The sequence below is a fragment of the Paenibacillus sp. JQZ6Y-1 genome, assembly GCF_040719145.1.
GTDB lineage: Bacteria > Bacillota > Bacilli > Paenibacillales > Paenibacillaceae > Saccharibacillus > Saccharibacillus kandeliae.
Genome location: NZ_JBFDUZ010000005.1, coordinates 135,265 through 152,211 on the forward strand (window position 1 = coordinate 135,265; position 16,947 = coordinate 152,211).

A 16,947-nucleotide genomic window follows, 5' to 3' on the forward strand; every position below is an offset into this window, starting at 1 on the left:
AGGTGTCATAAATGAAGCATTCTTTGTCCAACATCAATACCACTTCTTCCATCCCTATGCCTGCCACTACAACAGAGACTACTGCTACGAATCAGAATGATGCCGCAGACAAGCAAGCGCCGGCGTCATCGCGCTTTGCCGAACGACATCATGGAGAACACGGAGACGAATGCAGTGTACGCGCTGTGGATGAGCTAGAGCAATTGAGCGGCATTCATCCAACATATCGCCGCGCCCATGCAAGCGGGCAATGCTACCGTGCAGTCTTCCGTCCCAATGGCGAAGCTGCTGCATGGACCCATGCACCGCATTTGCAACAGGTAGAAACAGAAGCGATCGTACGCTTTTCCGGCAGCTCGATGAATCCGGTATTTGCTGATTTGAAGTCGCCTGCCAAAGGCATGGCTGTTCGCTTTGCGCTACCGGATGGGCAATATAGCTGTCTGGTGGGAGTGACCGTTCCGGTATTTTTTGCCCGCACGCCGGGTTCGTTTATGGATATGGTCACTTTTGCACGTAAGGTTCAGGATGGCAAAGCTGGATGGACAGAGGTACTGTCAGAGATGGTCCAGCATTTTGATGAGGCAAAGGATAGTCTGCGCTATCTGCAAAAGCTGCGTCCACCCCGTAGTTATGCCACCGTGCCGTATTATTGCATTCATGCTTATCTGCTGACGCAACATGATCAGCCAGGTCAACCGGTACGGTTTGAATGGGAGCCACAGGCGGGAACAGATCATCTATCGATACATGAAGCACGCCAGCAGGAGGACCGCTATCTGGAACAGGAGTTGAATCAACGGCTGCACCAGCAACCAGCGATCTTTACGTTGTATATCGTATTGGGCGAGCCAGATGATCCCACCGACGATCCGACTGTCGTATGGCCGAAGCAGCGACAACGAGTGGCAATTGGTGAACTAAGCATCACGGAGCCAACGAATGAACCGGATCATCTCGTGATGGACCCTACGATGATTACAGACGGCATGGAGCTGTCAGATGATCCGATTCTACAATTTCGCAGCAGCGTGTATAAAGAATCGTGGCAGCGCCGCAATCAAGAACGTGAAGAAGCGCGCAAAAGCTAACTGTTCCAAGGCAATCGTATACAGTAAATAACCTGAGTCCGTATCCAAATGACTCAGGTTATTTGTATGTCTGAATGTCTTGAATGTCGTGGAGGATGATAGATATGACATTTCATGCTAAATAGCGGATATTTTAGCAAAGAAGACGTATAATAAAAAAAGCGCATCCAAATATGCACTAAAAAGCAAACAAGCGTAATCGCAATAGAACCAGTCAGATGTGCCACATCGCCGTACCGTTTACTAGACTGCGATAACTATTCACAACATAGGAAAAGGCGGGTAGCCTTCGTTACTCGTTCGTTGTTACACCACAAGCAAATAATCGGTATACATCGTGGTCTTGTAGTCGGTACGATCTTTTTCAGTATTCCTTTATGATAACGGATTCATAGAGCACCATACACCACATCGACGCTAGAGGAGGATTTCATATGAGCTATCAAAACTGGGCTGGAAACTACACATACGGTGCAACCGAATGGATTGAGCCTGAGAATATCCAACATCTACAGCAACTGGTCAAGGAACATCGCCGCGTCAAAATTCCCGGCAGCGGTCATACCTTTAACTCCATTACCGATACCGACGGCATCTTCGTATCACTGCGCAAATGGAACCGAATGCTGGAATTGAATGAACAGCAGCAAACGGTGACTGTCGAAGGCGGTATTACATACGGCGAGCTGTGCGCAGCACTCAGTCAAACCGACTATGCCCTGCACAATCTGGCTTCCCTGCCGCATATCACCATCGCTGGAGCCATCGCAACATCCACCCACGGGTCCGGCAGCGAAAATGGCAGTCTGGCTGCCGCTGTGGAAGGATTGGAGCTAGTCGACGCTAACGGCGAACTGCACACCTTCCAGCGTGGCGACGATTCATTCGCTGGTGTGGTGATCAATGTGGGTGCACTCGGTATTGTGACCAAGCTGACATTGAACGTCGTACCGACCTATACGGTCAAGCAGTTCGTTTACGAACATCTACCGCTCGCACAGCTAAAGCAGCACGCCGACGACATCTTCGCCAGCGCGTATAGTGTCAGTTTGTTCACGGATTGGCAGCAGCCTTCGTTTCATCAGGTATGGACGAAGTGTCGTGAGGAAGATGGAGCGAGCTATGATGGATTGACTGACTTGTACGGAGCGACTCCCGCGACCATTCCCCTGCATCCACTGCAAAATATGCAGGAGCAAACGCAAAATTGTACCCAGCAGCTCGGAGAACCGGGGATGTGGTACGAGCGATTGGCGCATTTCCGTTTGGAGTTTACGCCAAGTGCAGGCAAAGAGCTGCAAAGCGAATATGTACTGCCGCGGGAGCATATCTATCAAGCAGCGCTGGCGATTCATGAGCTGCGCGAGCATCTAGAGCCGATTTTGTTTGTCGGTGAACTGCGTACCATCGCTGCGGATGATCTGTGGCTGAGTCTATTTTACAACCAGCCGTCTGTAGCATTTCATTTTACATGGAAGGATGATTGGGAAGCCGTGGAGCGTGTACTGCCGCTGATCGAGCAGGCGCTGGCACCATTCAACGCCCGACCACACTGGGGCAAGCTGCATACGATTCCGGCGGAGCAGCTACGTCAGCAGTTTAGCAAACTGCCGGAGTTCCAGCAATTAGTAGCGAAATACGATCCGCAAGGGAAATTTAGCAATGATTATTTGGAGACGTATATTCGAGCGAAATAACATGGTTTGCCTACGATAACGTAGATATATACCGAGACAGCAGCCATGCCCAAGGAACGAGTGCCGTATTTCCAACGTGTACTCGTTCTTTTTCATCCATAGAAACATCTACATACATGGAATAGACGCCATGCAATACACGAAATGCCTTTTCCATAAAGGTTCTAACTTATTCTTATACATCCATTTCATACAACTCATTTAACAGAGCATATTCCGCTCATAGAGAGGAGCTTTACCATGAAATCATCGGCAAAAATTATTGTAGCCACGACCGTTTTGACCTTTGTATGCAGTACAGCAATCTATGCTGCGACCACTGTTCCGCATATTTCCGTTCATAGCAATGCTATTCAAACAAGTACACCCCCACAAATCATCAACGGTTCGGTCTATGTTCCGCTGCGCACCATTGCAGATAGTCTAGGTGTAGCTGTGCAATGGGATAACAAACGTAAACATGTATATGTGAACTCTGATCCTACATTCACATCCGAATCCAGTTCTGTGGAATATGCCTCGGAACAGCATTTGGCTTTGAAATGGATCATGGCTTATGATGAACGACGACAGCAAGATATCCTTCCTCTGATTGCCCCGCATTTTAAAACAGATATTTATAACGAGAGCTTTCCGGCAGGCAGCTATAATGCCAATAGTATAGTGGATATGCAAGCGTTGAAGCGCTCCAAGGATACGCTGACCATGCGAATCGTACAGCGAGTCACTGCCGAAGATGACTATAGTATCAAGGTCGAGCAATGGAATTTCACTTTTGAAAATGGCAAAATCAAGTCTGTTCTGATCATTCCTGAATCGACTCAGTTGTTGGATCGATACACCGTTGTGCCCGGAGCCACCTTTGGCAAATAATAAAAAGCTCATCAACCCCTGACCATGCGGGTTGATGAGCTTTTGTTGTTACTTCTCCGCTACAATCGTAAATGTCTTCGGAATGCCTTTATCAAATACATCCGATGACTGATTCGGCAGTTCTTCCAGCACCTTAATAATCAGCCCTGCGGAAGCCACCGCCGTGACAATTTCGCCGAGTGTCCAGTTGCGCAAGTAAACCTTTTCTCGCTCTGGCTCAGCAGCGCCAGACTCGGCGTATTTGGAGTAGGATACTTCCTTCTCCACCAGCGACTGGTCAAAGTAATCGCCGTCTACTTTATGCTTGCGAATCTTGGCAGTGGTGCCGCGCGAAGAGATCAGCTTGGTGGAGATTGGGTGGAAATCTTGCAGTACCAATCTACCGCCCGGTTGCAACAGTCTAGCCACCACCTCAAATAATGGCTGCAAATCGGTAAAATAGTGCAAAATGCCAAATTCCATAAAGGCGATCTGGTACTTTCCATTCAATGTAGATGGCAATTCCAGCACGTCCGAGACGATATAATGCAGCGGTACGCCTGCCGCCGCAGCCAATTCGACCGCATACTGTTCATTTTCCGGTGAGAAGTCCGCTACGGTCATCTCAGCGCCTAGCAGGGCAAGTGCTACAGCCTTGTTGCCGTTAGAACCCATCAAATTGATAATACGCTGTCCGGTAATATCGTCGCCCATATGACGCAGTGCGCCGCTAACACGCTTGGCGGGATCGGCTACAATTTTGGCGGCAGCCTCTTGCGGCGTACCGAACCGATTGAGCCATGATTGATAGGTGCTGCCATTCCAGGCAGATTTATTTTGATCCGATGATTGCATAGTAGGTTAGCCTCCATTGTGCTGTGAAATGATGCGGTGTGATTCCTCGTTTGTATTGATGCGTTTCGTCCCTTCATTGTATCATAATCCGGTTTGCACATTGCGCTCCTGTGCAAATTGTGTTACCTTCAAGAAAAGTTAGTTTATCCATTATACAAAGTTTTGTGGTATGACCCGTTGCGGCATGCTCATTATGCCCTATGGAGAGGTTAACAGTGCTGCCAAGCGCAGAACCATCCGGCTGGGACAAACATTCCACTCTGTTGCAAGCATGAATTTGTAAGCGCTTCATGTCAGTGAGTTATATGATCTTGCTATTGCCGTTCCATCGTCTTCGTGTCGTCTTATTTTGGTTATCGCATTCCAAATTGATACCTTCGGAGGTAAAAAAGATGTCCATCCAAAATCCTGTATTACGCGGTTTCAATCCCGATCCTAGCATTTGTCGTGCTGGTGAAGATTATTACATCGCTACATCTACATTTGAATGGTTCCCTGGTGTACAGCTGCATCATTCCCGTGATCTGGTGAACTGGCATCTCGTGCATCGTCCGCTGAATCGTCTCTCCCAATTGGATATGAAAGGCAACCCCAACTCTGGCGGTATCTGGGCGCCCGATCTTAGCTACCATGACGGCAAATTCTGGCTCGTATATACCGATGTAAAAGTCGTAAGCGGCATCTGGAAAGACTGCCTCAACTATCTCGTCACCTGCGATACGATTGACGGCGAATGGTCGGAGCCGATTTTGCTGAACGGTGTAGGCTTTGATGCGTCCCTATTCCATGATGAGGATGGACGCAAATATCTGCTCAATATGTACTGGGATCAGCGTATGTATCATCATCCGTTTTATGGCATCTCGTTACAAGAGTATGATCATGAAAAGCAGCAGCTGATCGGCGAACCGCAGATCATTTACAAGGGAACCGATCTGCGTTATACCGAAGGCCCGCATCTGTATCGAGTAGACGATTATTACTATCTGTTCGTGGCAGAGGGCGGTACCACCTACCAACATGCCGAGACGGTCGCGCGCTCGCGTGAGCTGTTCGGTGCATACGAGACACAACCGGATTATCCGATGCTGAGTGCATGGCAGGACCCTCGTCATCCTCTACAAAAATGTGGTCATGCTTCCTTGCTACATACTCATACGAATGAATGGTATCTGGCGCATCTGACCGGACGACCACTGCCCAATGATACACTGCCGATTCTCGACAATCGCGGCTACTGTCCACTGGGACGCGAAACGGCATTGCAGCAGATCGAATGGGTGGACGGCTGGCCGATGGTTGTGGGTGGCAAGCAGGGCAAGGTGGAAGTACCCGCTCCGCGCATGGAACCAGTCGTTTGGGAAACGGATTATTTGGAACACGATGACTTTGACAGCACTGAGCTGAATATTCATTTCCAAACGCTGCGTATTCCACTGACAAAAGACATCGCTTGTCTGGAAAGTCGCCCCGGCTATTTACGCTTGTATGGACGTGAATCACTTAGCTCGCTGTTCACGCAAGCGTATGTCGCGCGCCGCTGGCAAGCCTTTTCCTTCGATGCTGCCACAGCGGTCGATTTCAGACCAAATACGTTCCAGCAAGGAGCGGGACTTACTTGCTACTACAACACGGAAAACTGGTCGACCCTGCAAGTGACTTGGCATGAAACGTATGGACGTGTACTGGATATGCTCATCTGCGATAACGGACAATTCAGCCAGCCGTTCGGACGGAAGCCGATTGCGGTACCAGAAGAAGTCGAGCTGGTGCATATCAAGGTAGAGGTGCGCGTCCAGCAGTATCACTACAGCTATTCCTTTGACGGACAGAACTGGCATACAGTACCGGTAGAGCTGGAATGTTATAAGCTATCTGACGATTATGTGCAGGGCGGTGGATTTTTCACAGGAGCCTTTGTTGGGATGAACTGCATTGATATGGGCGGCAGACGTCGACATGCGGATTTTGATTATTTTATGTACAAAGAGCTAGAAGATGAAGTCGTAGACGGTGTTTAAGGTATAATGGGAAGAACAAGCTTCGTTCCGACTCTATCTGCTCCTGCACTCGTGTAGAACGATAGAGCGTCCGAATCGGCTGCTGCTAGGGGTGAGATGTACTTGCCCTCCTCTTCATTCACAACGGATGCAGCAGACGCGGAGCGGAAAGGACAGGATTCCCATGCCACATCACGACAAAGCTAATCATGAGCAGCACTCGGATTCACTTCACGCTGCCGACTCTCATCCAGCGGCGACCGGGCTGTCGCCAGAACGTCCCTGCTTTTGCGGCAGTGGAAGACCATTGAAGAACTGTCACCCCCGCGCGGCTGCCAATAGTCGCGCGATGTATATGACTGCCCTGTATGAGCAGGTCGATGCTGTTATCGAGGATTATCATGAGCATAGCAGCAAGCATCCGCCCTGTGCAGCAGGCTGTAGCAGCTGCTGTTCGGACTATTTTCCGGTATCGCAGGTCGAGTTCGAGCTACTGCTAACCTATATGGAACACAGCTGGAGCAAACAGGATATTGAAGCCGCCTTTCAGCAGGCAGAGCGTAATCTGGAACGATTCCGTCAGGATAATGAACCGATGTATGACGCGCTGGTCAACCGGACTAATCGCAAGCAGGAGCTGGATTCGATTCGTCAGCATGCTGGACGTAACAGCTTCGCTTGCCCACTACTTGATCCCGAAAAAGGCATCTGCCGCGTGTATCCGGTACGTCCATTCATTTGCCGGACGCATGGCAGCTCGCATACCTTTTACGGTACATGGCGAGAACGCTTAGGCTCGGAACGGGTATGTGATCATATCCCCAGCAGCCGTTCTCATCGCAAGGTAACGCCAAATATCGTAGATTATTGGCCGCCGTATGAGCAGTTAGCGGATGTGTACGTTGGCCCTCATCGTCAGCCGCTACGCCAGTATCCGATCTTTTACTGGCTAGTGCTCTACAATCGGCACGGCGCAGGTCCAACAGCGCGTATCGGCAATCGCGACAATTTTGATTTGTCATTGGAGCAGCATAATGCAAATATGGCGGCTCATGGCAAATAAGAATAACCAAAAGGAACCTCTTCAGCTATAAGGAAGAGGTTCTTTTGGGTTGTCTGTTTGTTTTGCTTGTCGTATTATTCCTCCACATTCACTGGCAACACATGTCGCCGCTCAACAGGTGAGGTCAGCACCACCGACGTATTTACATAGCTGTACACCATCAGTCGATCCACCAGCTGGCGCAGCCCTTCCATCCCATCCACCGCCGCTTTGATGATGTATCCAATCTCACCTGTCACGCGGTGACACTCGATCACATCCTCCTCCTGCACAATCATCTTCTCCCATTCGCTGGCAGACACTTTGAGGTCGCTAATCTGGATCATCAGCATAATGCTACGTCCAATTGCCGATGGTGAGACGATGGCGGTGAAGCCCTGAATGATTCCTCTTTCTTGTAAACGATGTAGTCGTTCCGTAACACTTGGACGGCTGAGCGATAGCTGCTTGGACAGGTCGCTGATCGTCATGCGTGCATCCTCCTGCAATAATGTCAGCAGACGTGCATCAATATGATCCATGGATGTGGTCCTCCCCTGTATGTATATTCCATTGGACGTAAGGATTCCAATATGAAGTCGTGTCACCGAATTATTGTTCATTTTGAAAAGGATCGGCGGCAATTCTATCTGTTTTTATATGTGTTTTGCTTGTTTGGTATTATATCATGTACATATCTGAAAATGAATAATTATTCAATGTATTCGAAAGGATGGTTGTATGTCTTCATCTTCACCTGTCAACGCTTCGCAGCAGGCTATACGTTGGCTCAAAGTACTACTGGGCTGTTTGCTTGTCAGCGCCGGGCTTCTATTGCTGCGTCACGCGCAGGTTGTAACTGGCGGTACAGCAGGATTATCGCTCAGTCTCAACTATCTGCTGCATCTGCCATTTGCTTTGCTGTTCTTCGTTATTAATATTCCGTTTTATGTATTTTCGCTCACTCGGATGGGGTGGAGCTTTACGCTTTCTACCGTCTTGTCAGTCTGCTTGGTATCGCTAATGACATCGGTAGATCGCTGGCTGCCCGCGTTTTCGATGCCACAATTGGCTGGCACGGTAATAGGCAGCATCCTGTGCGGATTGGGGCTGTCGCTGCTGTTTATGAATCGCGCTTCGCTGGGTGGCGTGAATATCGTTGCTATCTTTATGCAGCAGCGGTTTGGCTGGAACCCGGGGTTGGTGAATTTTGTATTCGACTCTATCGTCGTGTGCATTGGACTATATTCGGTTGGATTATATGAAGCGGTATTGTCAGCAATGTCGGTGGTGATTGTATCCACGATTATCGGGTATTTCAAAAATCGGATCGCCCGTGGCAACAGTCGTCCCGCTACAATGCCAGCTTCGATGACGGCAGCAACGACTACCAGTGCGGAAGCTTCATAACATAGCTTGAATCTCCAAATAGAACTGATCCAGACAGGGTCGTATGCGCCTACAGACAAGGCGACTGCGATCCTGTTTTGTCTCTCTGTATTTGTGTCTCTCTGGATCAAAGCACATACGATCAATTATGAAAAAGCAAACATATTGCACACGCCGCCCATCCCCTTCATTTAGTGATATACTGGTTCAAGATGATAGAAAAACAGATTGTTCACGGGGATGCTGAATACGCGGTTATCTCTTGCGAAAAGGGGTATGCTTGCCCGTGAAGAATCATCCTATACAGATCTATGGATGGCTGCCATTAGCAGCAAGGTAAGAATGCAATGCAGCAGATGCAAATGGGAGACGATAGAAAGGAACTCTATGATGGATACAACTTTGCTTTTGGAGCCGCTCCTGCTGCTGGCGGTCGGGATGCTGGCTTCGATCTGTGGCGCGGTCGCTGGACTGGGCGGTGGATTTATTATTGTGCCAGTGCTGGCATTTCTATATGTCATTCCGGTAGCGAATATCTCCGGTACGTCGATGGCGGTGCTGTTTGTGAGCGCCATCTCCAGTACGCTTGCCTACGCGCGGCAGCGTAAAATCGACTACCGCAGCGGGATCGCCTTTTCGATTGCGATGGTTCCCGGCTCTATTCTTGGCGCGTGGACGACGAGTATAGTGGGCAGTCGCGTCTTTTTCGTCGCACTTGGTATATTTCTGATGATTATGGCGGTGATGATCAACTTCAAGCCGACGCAGAGCCGGGGCGGATTTTTGCGCCCAACGGTCACACATCGGCTGACGGACAACACTGGAAGTGTGCATGAATATTCATTTAACCTATGGTTTGGATGTGGGGTTGCCTTTTTTGTCGGCTTTCTGTCCAGCTTGTTCGGGATTGGTGGCGGCTCGGTAATGGTGCCGACGATGATTCTGTTTTTGGCGTTTCCGCCGCATATTGCAACAGCAACCTCGATGTTCTCAATTTTGCTGTCGTCGTTTGTGGGAACGGTATCCCATGTGGCGCTCCATCATGTGATGTGGAATCAATTCATCTGGCTTGCCATCGGAGCGCTTGTTGGTGGGCAAATCGGCGCACGTATCGCCTCCAAAATCCCTGCCAAAGCCATCGTTCGGGTGTTAGCAGTCTGTCTGTTTGTCGTTGCGATTCGGATGCTGTTCAAAGGGTAAAAAAAGAAGCGCCCACATCGCTACACTACGATAGATATACAAATTACCAGACAGCACATATGAACGCTACGTTCATCACAGTATTCCTTATTTTAGGACAGAGAAAGGTTCTGAGCATATGTCATTTGTAAAACAAAGCATCTATACACGCTACATCCCTGCCATGCAGCCTGCGGAGCAAGAGAACGAAACAGGCTACTGGTTTATTTTCCGAGGCAGCGATATGCTGGTGCATCAGCAGGATGAGCTGCTTGCCGTTCCCGTTGCCAAAGGGCTGGAAGCGTACCAGCTAGAACCGCTACGCTCGCTCTACCTCGGTTCGATTGAGCAGGCATCGTGTTATACCGCCGAAGTCAGCAAGGACACACAAGCACCGGAAGGGATGGCATTTATCCCGCTATTCGGTCTGTTTGAAAAGATTGATCAGGATCTATTCCATGTTGCCGGACGCGCCGTGCAAATGCTCGGCTGGGATGCGACGCATCAATTTTGCGGACGCTGTGGTACGGCGCTAGAGCATGCACAGCATGAACGCAGCAAAGTTTGTTCAAACTGCGGTCTAAGTCAGTACCCGCGCATTTCCCCAGCGGTCATTACACTGATCACCAAGGGCGATAAGTTGCTGCTGGCGCGCGCTGGGCATTTTCCCGGTAATATGTATGGGCTGATTGCGGGCTTTGTAGAAGCAGGCGAAACGCTAGAGGATTGCGTGCAGCGTGAGACGATGGAAGAGATTGGTATCAAGGTGAAAAATATCCGCTACTTCGACAGCCAGCCGTGGCCATTTCCGCACTCGCTGATGGTCGGCTTCCTCGCGGAATACGATAGCGGCGAGATTCAGGTGGATGGCGAGGAGATTGTACACGCGGACTGGTTCGATCCGAATGACTTGCCGAATATTCCACCGCTGATCAGTATCGCGCGCAAGATGATCGATTGGTATGTGGAGCAGAGCAAATAAGTGCTGACATGTTGCCTTTGAAGCCTGTAAAAGAAACAATTGCATGTAAAATGTTCGTTCAACGCTTTCTTTTACTGATTCTCACTGGATCACGAAACAAGAGTGTAAATCTATGCAGTAGATCAATGACTCAATTAACTTATCAACCATAAAAAGGCTGCTCCCCTCGTCATCTTCTCATGACGCTCGGGAACAGCCTTTTTTATGGTATACGCATTGTATTGGCAAGACGTCAAACGGCTACTTACGTTTATCGCCGATGCCGTCCTATCTAGCGATGATCCTTTACCTGATGCAGAAGAACAAGCTCCATACGGTCGTTTATTCTATGGGCATCCCATTCATCCCCGCTCAATCTTAGCGTCCTACCTTCAGCAGAAATTTCTCCAACGCTTCGGTATCGGTGATATTGTGATTGCACATCTCATCGTCCATGCACACATATTGCCCAACAGAGGATAGATTGTCCGGCGAGTGGGCTTTCATTTTGACATTGAAAAAGCCCAGCTCCTGATTCCGATTACAGAACATGCAGAAGCCCCGTTTGTTGGTCGGTGTGATCTGCCCTTCGGTCGCGATCAGACGATCTTCATGCGGATAGACGATAAATAGCCGATTCGCAGCAATATCAATCCAGCGCAAATATGTGGTGTGTGTCAGATCAATCGTAGCCATCTCCGGTGCTTTCAGCTTTTTCGCTTTGGGAAAGAGATGTTGAATCTGCTTGGGCGTCACTTCAGGGAACGGAATGACATAAGGCTCTAACGATTGTAGATAAGCCTGAATGTCCTCTGTCTTCTGATACGTCCCTAGCAGCTCCAGCAAAGATTTTTGCTCTGTTGTCAGTGCATCAAACGTGTGAATGATCTTCTGCACGGCGCTGTATTTGACCGTTTCCAATACTTGACGATCGGCAATCCCTCGCATCGTTTTGATCAGAAAATCCGCCTGTTTATGAATAAAATTCAATTGATGATTATGAATAAATGGTGTTTGCATCGCTTTCAGCCCCTTATATGATTTGGTAAAACATAAGGTGCAAAGCCTGCGGGCATGTCTATCTTAAAGATTCAGGGCGATACAGCTATTCTCGCCTTGCCCTGCACAAAGTCCACCCTGTTCAGGCTTCGCGCAAGGCCTCTCTAGCTAACGAGCAATCCGGTGCGAACCAAAATGCCACGGTAGGACCCCCTATCATATGAGTATACGGGAAGTATACCAGTGTGACAGGATCAGGGCAAATCTAACCTCGCCCATTGGTTTCCTAACGCAAAGCTCCTTCCGCTTAATACTGCGCCCCACTCGGAAACGCATACTTATTCATCCCCTTCACCGACAGCAAACGGAAGCCTTCACGGCTGAAATCCTGACCATTCCGCGCCATGTCATACTTCGGTGTCTTCGTATAATAATCCATATAATTCAACATATACGGATACGAGCGCACCACATCGGCATTCGGCTTGGATGAGCTATAGTGGATCGGCGAGACGCCATAGCCGTCCAGCGAGAATACGCCTGCGGCTGCCTCATTCATTTTGAAAAATTGAGTCAACACGGTATCCGTACTTGCCTGATAATCAATAGTACTGACGCTCATTAGACGCACGCCCAGCACGCGGCGATACATAAGCGATTTATCCATCTTTTGCTGAAATTCTTCCATATACGCACTGGATACACGGCTACCGTTCAGATTCGCAGGCAGGATAAAGCTTTCTAGCAAATACAGATCACTGCTGGTGATGCGCGTCTTCACGCCATTTGGATTTAACTCGGCGTTCTTCGTGCTGCTCATCACATCTTCAGGATGCCACGCGTTAATGAATGCTCCCATACTCTGTTCATGCACCGCATCTACCGCTTCATTCAGCCGTGCACGCGACACGCCGTAATCGTAACCAGCATCATCTAGGAATACGCCGTACACCCCAGCATCCTTCCACAATCCAATCCGCTGCTTGATCGTATCCATGCTCAGATTATCGGTAGAATCGGTCACGCCCAGATCGACATAGCCGAAGATTTGAATGCTCGGCTTGATCTGCTTGATTCGGTCGATGATCTGAAGTGTGGTTGTATGATTCTCATGCTCTGGCAGCTCCAGACGGTCGCCCAGCACCAATACGTCATATTGAGCAAATGTCTGCGCGGCATCTTCTGGACTGGCAGCATCGTTGATGGACTCTGGAATACCGTAGTAAATCAACAGTTTCGGACCCGGTGTTGTATTGGCTTGCGCAGATGCGCTATTGGTTGTGCACAGAACCGCCACCATAGCGAGCATACACATTGCGAGACGATGATATAGTTTCATCTTTCATTTCTCCTTTTGATACGTTCCATGTATGAAAAACATTAATTACCATAATATCCATTTCACATTATTTTTCTTTTCTACTGTATACACGATATCCTCTTCAACATAACACAATTTCTATAAAAGTAAACGTCATTTCTACAATATGAGATACCTGTCTTTCATATGAGTCCTAGTCCTTAAGAATCATCGATAATACGCATTTACGAAATTGTTAAAAAAGCTTTAAATATGCGTGAAATAAAGCTTTTTATCATCAGTAAACTCGCATCCACGTGTCTAAAGATTAAGAAACTATGTGGTGTAAAATTTTACTCAAATAATATTACTCAATTGTAATAAAATAGTTGTCAAGGTTGCTGAATTACATATAAAATAACAAAACCAATTCCAATTTTTTTCGAACTTTTGGTCGTTTGTTTTCATAATCGGCTTTTCATTTTTCATTTTACTCAAGGAGGAGTTCCATTGAATGTTCTGATCACAGGCGGATACGGGTTTATTGGCTCGTTTGTGGCGGAGCGTTTTCACAAAGAAGGACACCAGGTGTATATCATCGACAATCTGGCTTCCGGTCGGAAAGAGAACGTGACCGTCCCGCACAAATTTTACAATCTGGGTGTGGAGGATGAACGCTGTGATGAGATTTTCCACAGCATCAAGCCAGATATTATCGTTCATCTAGCGGCACAGGTCGATGTAGCGGTATCGATGCGCGAACCTCGTCAGGATGCGCAAACCAACATTCTTGGTCTGGTCAACATGCTGGAGATGTCCAGCAAATACAAGGTCTCCAAATTTATCTTCGCGTCCTCGGCTGCCGTGTACGGCATGAATGAACAGGTACCATTGACAGAAGTGATGAGCACCGAACCGCTATCACCCTACGGTATTAACAAGCTGCTTGGCGAAGTATACTGCGGCAAATGGAACGACATTTACAAGCTGCCCACCCTCTGCTTCCGCTTCTCCAACGTATATGGACCACGGCAGGGTACGATTGGTGAAGGCGGCGTTGTCTCGATTTATATGCAACAGCTTATGGATCAACGCGATCTGAATGTATTCGGTGACGGGGAGCAGACACGCGACTTTATCTATGTAGAGGATGTAGTGGACGGCATTTACCGTGGTGCAACCGGCGAAGCGACAGGCATCTACAATTTGTCTACGAATACAGAGACGAGCCTAAATGAGCTGATCGGCATTCTGGAACAACTCGAACCAGTACAGGATGTGCATTATCTGGATGCGCGCAGCGGTGATATTTATCGTTCTTCATTAGACAATACTCGAATCAAAAAGGATCTGGACTGGCTCCCCCTTTACTCCATTCGTGAAGGCATGGAGAAAACGCACGCTTGGTTCCGTGACCATCATACTCCGGTTGCCGCCGACAGACAGGCAGAGCAACCACAGGGCTACCGTCACTGGTTTACACAGCTTCGACCGTATGCGGAGAATCTACTCGCTTTTGCCCTCATCGTCTTCCTCACTCGATACGGCTCACATTGGTCGATCTCGGCGGATATTGATTTCAAGCTTGTTTACATACTTGTACTGGGTGTTGTATATGGAGCTAGACAGTCGGTTATCTCGGCTATCCTTTCGTCAGGATTGTTCTTTTACGGGGCGCTGGCGAATGGGCGGGACTGGCAAAGCATGTTGTATGACCCAGAAGCGTTGTTCATGCTAGCGATCTATCTGTTCTTCGGGCTGGTGGTTGGCTTTGTATCCGATAAGCACAAGCGCGAATCGGTATCCATCCACAATGAACTGACTGCGGAGAAGGAACGCTATACCTTCTTGAGCCATATTTACCGTGATACACGCAAGATCAAGGAAGAATTACAGCGCCAGCTGATCAGCAGCAAGGACAGCATCGGACGTATTTATACCATTACGCGCAAGCTCGAAAGCCTAGAATCGGAAGAAGTCATCACCGCCTCGATGGATGTACTGGAAAATCTGCTCGATACCCGCCATATCTCCATATACTCGGTTAATGAAAGTAACCATATGCGGCTGCTTGTACAGTCGCGCCAATCTGGATTTATTCTGCCCAAAACGATTCGTCTGGACGATCAACCCCATTTCCGCCAAGTGATCGATACCCGCAAAATGTGGGTCAACAAGGACATGGAGCCGGACATCCCGATGTATATTATGCCCGTGCTGCATGACCGTCAGGTGATTGCGCTGATCTCACTGCATGAACCGTCATTTGAGCATTTGAATATGGGCTATGAGAATCGCTTCAAGGTCAGTGTCGATATGATCTCCTCCTCGCTGGCACGCGCATTCCGGTATGAAGGTGCCACACGTCAGGAGCGATATGTAGACGATCTGCCAGTATTGAACGAAGCGACCTTTGCTCAATTGCTGCGTGCGCGTGAAGAAGCGCGTAAGCTGCACAATAGCGACTACAGTCTGCTCACCTTGCAGCAAGAACAACGTACATTGAACGAGCTGGTGATGCTGGTCGACAGCATCAAGCGCGACTCGGATCATCTGGGGATGCTGAACGGATTGCCTGTCCTGCTATTATCCCATGCGACGACAGCGGAGGCGCAGCTAGTCATTCAGCGTTTGCAGCAATACGGTATCAGCGCCAGTCTGCGCATGGAGGACGTGCTGTATGCTTAGTGTGCTGCTGATCTATTACCTCGTTGCGATCCTATACAGTCTGGTTCGCTACCGATTCCGGCAGCGACTAGGCGAAGATACGGCAGGCTCGATCACATTGGTTCTGCTGTTGCCGCTGTTCGGTCTACCGTTATGTCTGCTGCGCGATGGGCTGCGCTCTGGCTATCTGCGCTTGTCCCGCTCCACTGGTCATCTGCTGGATGAAGTGCAGGACAATCATCATGTGCGCGTATTCCGCAGTTTGGATGTGCGCAAGGAGAGCAATTTAGTGCCGCTGGAGGAAGCATTGCTGGTCAACGATCTGTCCAGCCGCCGCCGTCTTATGCTCGATTTTCTCAAAGACGATCCCGGTGCTATGATGCCGCTGCTGGAACAGGCGGTCAGCAATGAAGATACGGAAACGTCCCACTATGCCGTGACCGCCGTTGTCGAGATCAAGCGCAAGCTGACGCTGGGCATTCAGCATTGGTCGGTGCGCTACGGCAGTGGCGAGCATACGCCAGAGGTGCTGACCGAATACGCGGAAGTGATTCGGCAGTATATGCACAGCGGATTTATGGACAGTCCAACACGCCGCTCGCATCTATCCACCTACGCCTCTTTGCTTGGTGAGTTGATTGCTATGAATCATGCAAGTGAAGAGGTATTTCAAGCGAAGATCGACAGTGAGCTGCAATTGCATCGTCATGATGAAGCGCTGCGTTATCAGAATTTATTTCACAAACAATTTCCACATAGCGAGCTGCCATATCTGGCGGCATTAAAACTATATTACGAGTTGCAGATGAAGGATGCGTTCTTCGACACCCTGCAATCACTCAAACAATCTCCAGTGAAAGTATCCCATACGGGCCTGAATGTCATTCGGTACTGGTCGGAAAAAGGTGCGTAATC

Annotated in this window: 14 protein-coding genes; 10 read left to right on the forward strand and 4 right to left on the reverse strand. The window is 48.9% G+C overall.

What is annotated here, in order from left to right:
* The first annotated feature begins 11 nt into the window (after positions 1-11).
* The 3 genes from ABXR35_RS20660 (at position 12) to ABXR35_RS20670 (ending at position 3,661) form a co-directional block, all read left to right on the forward strand.
* Positions 12-1,091: a catalase gene (locus tag ABXR35_RS20660; protein ID WP_367063945.1), complete on the forward strand. Its 1,080-nt coding sequence runs from the start codon at positions 12-14 to the stop codon at positions 1,089-1,091.
* A gap of 434 nt (positions 1,092-1,525) precedes the next feature.
* Positions 1,526-2,788 carry an FAD-binding protein gene (locus ABXR35_RS20665; RefSeq protein ID WP_367063946.1) on the forward strand — a complete coding sequence of 421 codons (1,263 nt, stop codon included), beginning with the start codon at positions 1,526-1,528 and terminating at the stop codon, positions 2,786-2,788.
* A 240-nt stretch (positions 2,789-3,028) separates the two neighbouring features.
* A complete protein-coding gene (locus ABXR35_RS20670) occupies positions 3,029-3,661 on the forward strand; it encodes a stalk domain-containing protein (RefSeq protein ID WP_367063947.1) in 633 nt (210 codons plus the stop codon).
* A 48-nt stretch (positions 3,662-3,709) separates the two neighbouring features.
* Here the strand turns inward: ABXR35_RS20670 and ABXR35_RS20675 are convergent, their stop codons facing one another.
* Positions 3,710-4,495: a class I SAM-dependent methyltransferase gene (locus tag ABXR35_RS20675; protein ID WP_367063948.1), complete on the reverse strand. Its 786-nt coding sequence runs from the start codon at positions 4,493-4,495 to the stop codon at positions 3,710-3,712.
* Between the two features lie 392 nt (positions 4,496-4,887).
* Here ABXR35_RS20675 and ABXR35_RS20680 point away from each other — a divergent pair, with 392 nt between their 5' ends.
* A complete protein-coding gene (locus ABXR35_RS20680) occupies positions 4,888-6,516 on the forward strand; it encodes a glycoside hydrolase family 43 protein (protein ID WP_367063949.1) in 1,629 nt (542 codons plus the stop codon).
* Between the two features lie 163 nt (positions 6,517-6,679).
* Positions 6,680-7,558: a YkgJ family cysteine cluster protein gene (locus tag ABXR35_RS20685; RefSeq protein WP_367063950.1), complete on the forward strand. Its 879-nt coding sequence runs from the start codon at positions 6,680-6,682 to the stop codon at positions 7,556-7,558.
* A gap of 74 nt (positions 7,559-7,632) precedes the next feature.
* Here the strand turns inward: ABXR35_RS20685 and ABXR35_RS20690 are convergent, their stop codons facing one another.
* Positions 7,633-8,079 carry an Lrp/AsnC family transcriptional regulator gene (locus tag ABXR35_RS20690; protein ID WP_367063951.1) on the reverse strand — a complete coding sequence of 149 codons (447 nt, stop codon included), beginning with the start codon at positions 8,077-8,079 and terminating at the stop codon, positions 7,633-7,635.
* 199 nt (positions 8,080-8,278) lie between these two features.
* Between ABXR35_RS20690 and ABXR35_RS20695 the strand changes: the two genes are divergently transcribed.
* From ABXR35_RS20695 to nudC, 3 genes are all read left to right on the forward strand, one after another.
* Entirely contained in the window at positions 8,279-8,947 is a 669-nt protein-coding gene (locus ABXR35_RS20695; RefSeq protein ID WP_367063952.1) for a YitT family protein, read from the forward strand.
* A gap of 366 nt (positions 8,948-9,313) precedes the next feature.
* Entirely contained in the window at positions 9,314-10,126 is an 813-nt protein-coding gene (locus ABXR35_RS20700; protein WP_367063953.1) for a sulfite exporter TauE/SafE family protein, read from the forward strand.
* A gap of 118 nt (positions 10,127-10,244) precedes the next feature.
* Positions 10,245-11,087 carry an NAD(+) diphosphatase gene (gene nudC / locus ABXR35_RS20705; protein WP_367063954.1) on the forward strand — a complete coding sequence of 281 codons (843 nt, stop codon included), beginning with the start codon at positions 10,245-10,247 and terminating at the stop codon, positions 11,085-11,087.
* 357 nt (positions 11,088-11,444) lie between these two features.
* On the opposite strand, the gene ABXR35_RS20710 is transcribed toward nudC, so the two are convergent.
* Together ABXR35_RS20710 and ABXR35_RS20715 are read right to left on the reverse strand one after the other, a co-directional pair.
* Positions 11,445-12,086: a FusB/FusC family EF-G-binding protein gene (locus ABXR35_RS20710; RefSeq protein WP_367063955.1), complete on the reverse strand. Its 642-nt coding sequence runs from the start codon at positions 12,084-12,086 to the stop codon at positions 11,445-11,447.
* Between the two features lie 286 nt (positions 12,087-12,372).
* Positions 12,373-13,404, reverse strand: coding sequence for a hypothetical protein (locus tag ABXR35_RS20715; RefSeq protein ID WP_367063956.1), 1,032 nt, complete (start codon positions 13,402-13,404; stop codon positions 12,373-12,375).
* A gap of 471 nt (positions 13,405-13,875) precedes the next feature.
* On the opposite strand from ABXR35_RS20715, the gene ABXR35_RS20720 reads away from it, so the two are divergent.
* Together ABXR35_RS20720 and ABXR35_RS20725 are read left to right on the forward strand one after the other, a co-directional pair.
* The gene (locus ABXR35_RS20720) at positions 13,876-16,053 is read left to right on the forward strand and encodes an NAD-dependent epimerase/dehydratase family protein (protein ID WP_367063957.1); all 2,178 of its coding nucleotides are present in this window, start codon (positions 13,876-13,878) and stop codon (positions 16,051-16,053) included.
* Positions 16,046-16,945: a hypothetical protein gene (locus ABXR35_RS20725; protein ID WP_367063958.1), complete on the forward strand. Its 900-nt coding sequence runs from the start codon at positions 16,046-16,048 to the stop codon at positions 16,943-16,945. Before ABXR35_RS20720 ends, ABXR35_RS20725 begins: the two co-directional genes overlap by 8 nt.
* The last annotated feature ends 2 nt before the right edge of the window (positions 16,946-16,947 follow it).

Coding starts and splice junctions, on each gene's coding strand:
- ABXR35_RS20660 (WP_367063945.1), top strand. CDS start 12: ATGAAGCATTCTTTGTCCAACATCAATACCACTTCTTCCATCCCTATG.
- ABXR35_RS20665 (WP_367063946.1), top strand. CDS start 1,526: ATGAGCTATCAAAACTGGGCTGGAAACTACACATACGGTGCAACCGAA.
- ABXR35_RS20670 (WP_367063947.1), top strand. CDS start 3,029: ATGAAATCATCGGCAAAAATTATTGTAGCCACGACCGTTTTGACCTTT.
- ABXR35_RS20675 (WP_367063948.1), bottom strand. CDS start 4,495: ATGCAATCATCGGATCAAAATAAATCTGCCTGGAATGGCAGCACCTAT.
- ABXR35_RS20680 (WP_367063949.1), top strand. CDS start 4,888: ATGTCCATCCAAAATCCTGTATTACGCGGTTTCAATCCCGATCCTAGC.
- ABXR35_RS20685 (WP_367063950.1), top strand. CDS start 6,680: ATGCCACATCACGACAAAGCTAATCATGAGCAGCACTCGGATTCACTT.
- ABXR35_RS20690 (WP_367063951.1), bottom strand. CDS start 8,079: ATGGATCATATTGATGCACGTCTGCTGACATTATTGCAGGAGGATGCA.
- ABXR35_RS20695 (WP_367063952.1), top strand. CDS start 8,279: ATGTCTTCATCTTCACCTGTCAACGCTTCGCAGCAGGCTATACGTTGG.
- ABXR35_RS20700 (WP_367063953.1), top strand. CDS start 9,314: ATGATGGATACAACTTTGCTTTTGGAGCCGCTCCTGCTGCTGGCGGTC.
- nudC (WP_367063954.1), top strand. CDS start 10,245: ATGTCATTTGTAAAACAAAGCATCTATACACGCTACATCCCTGCCATG.
- ABXR35_RS20710 (WP_367063955.1), bottom strand. CDS start 12,086: ATGCAAACACCATTTATTCATAATCATCAATTGAATTTTATTCATAAA.
- ABXR35_RS20715 (WP_367063956.1), bottom strand. CDS start 13,404: ATGAAACTATATCATCGTCTCGCAATGTGTATGCTCGCTATGGTGGCG.
- ABXR35_RS20725 (WP_367063958.1), top strand. CDS start 16,046: ATGCTTAGTGTGCTGCTGATCTATTACCTCGTTGCGATCCTATACAGT.